Origin of the sequence: Microbacterium sp. B24 (assembly GCF_000333415.1) — a bacterium.
Lineage (GTDB): Bacteria > Actinomycetota > Actinomycetes > Actinomycetales > Microbacteriaceae > Microbacterium.
The window spans coordinates 1-1,199 of record NZ_BADB01000429.1; the positions used below are offsets into that span (position 1 = coordinate 1).

Here is a 1,199-nt window from a genome sequence, read left to right on the forward strand (position 1 = left end):
CCCACGAACTGCTCATCACCCACAACGCCGTGATCGCCTGGTTCGTGCGTGAGGTGCTCGATGCCCCCGACTGGCGGTGGATGACGATCAATCAGGCGCACTGCGGCCTCACCGTGCTCGCGCAGCGCAAGGGGCGTCCGTGGGCTCTCGTGACCCACAACGACCTCGCGCATCTGCCCATGGAGCTGCGCACGGGCTTGCCCGAGGTTCCCCCGGTCTGAGTCGGCAGGATGCGGCGGCCGCGTCCGGCGGGCGGTATCCGACGGCCTGCGCTCGCTGGTCGGCGTTCACAACTCCGGACACTCTCGCCGGGCTGTCGGGGCGCCCGCACCGCCGCGCGGAAACTCCGGCCGCACGTCGACGATTCTCCGGAGTTGGGAACAGTCCGCGCCGCTGGTCAGTCGTTGCGTGCGACGATCCGCGTGGCGATGCGGCGGATCTCCGCGACGATCGGCGCAAGATCGCCGTCGACCTCCGCGACGTCGTCATGCGCGTCGTCGAGCACCGCCAGCAGATCGATCGACTCGTCGCCGGCGCCGTGACGGTAGCGGGAGTGTGCCCACCGCGCGAGCTCACGCGGGCTCACCTCGTCATGAAGAACGAGGTGGCACAGTCGATGCACGACGACCGGTTCGAGGTCCGAGTGAACCGCCTCGGTGATACCCGCGTCGCCCGCTGCCCGGTCGATCAACTCGTCGACGTCGAACCGACTCGCGGTCTCATCGATCAGCGCCAGCTGCACCAGGTCGTAGCCGTCTCTGCCGGCGATCAGCGCCGCCGTCGCCGCGTCGGCGAGCAGGGTTCGTGCGCCGGGCAGATCGGCGCGCCACCAGGCGACGGCCGCCACGAGTTCGGTGACGTCGTGTTCCCCAGCGGGCATGTCGACATCCTTCCACGCGCCTCGGCCGGTCAGTCGATGCAGCCGCCCGAGCTCAGAGCACCTTGCCGTACCAGCGCGTCGCGTTGGGATTGTCGTTGTAGGGCTCGATGGCGGTGAAACCCGAGCGTGCGTAGAGCGCGCCGGCGGCTTCGAGCGTGTGGTGGGTGTCGAGTACCAGTTCGGCCGCGCCGAAGGCGCGCGCCCGCTCCTCGAGCCCGTCCAGCAGCAGCCGACCCCAGCCGCGACCGCGCGTGCGCGGCTGCAGGTAGAGGTGCTTCACCTCGTACCGCACGCCCGTCGGCGCGTCCTCGATCCGTCG

Annotated in this window: 3 protein-coding genes; 1 reads left to right on the forward strand and 2 read right to left on the reverse strand. The window is 70.1% G+C overall.

From position 1 onward, the window contains the following. On the forward strand, positions 1-221 hold a 221-nt coding region (locus tag I5I_RS12680; protein ID WP_036320279.1), incomplete at its 5' end, for a histidine phosphatase family protein. Positions 222-397: 176 nt separating this feature from the next. On the opposite strand, the gene I5I_RS12685 is transcribed toward I5I_RS12680, so the two are convergent. Continuing rightward, the gene (locus I5I_RS12685) at positions 398-880 is read right to left on the reverse strand and encodes a hypothetical protein (RefSeq protein ID WP_036320283.1); all 483 of its coding nucleotides are present in this window, start codon (positions 878-880) and stop codon (positions 398-400) included. A 52-nt stretch (positions 881-932) separates the two neighbouring features. Next, positions 933-1,199: GNAT family N-acetyltransferase (locus I5I_RS12690; RefSeq protein WP_036320285.1), on the reverse strand; the 267-nt coding region annotated here is incomplete at its 5' end.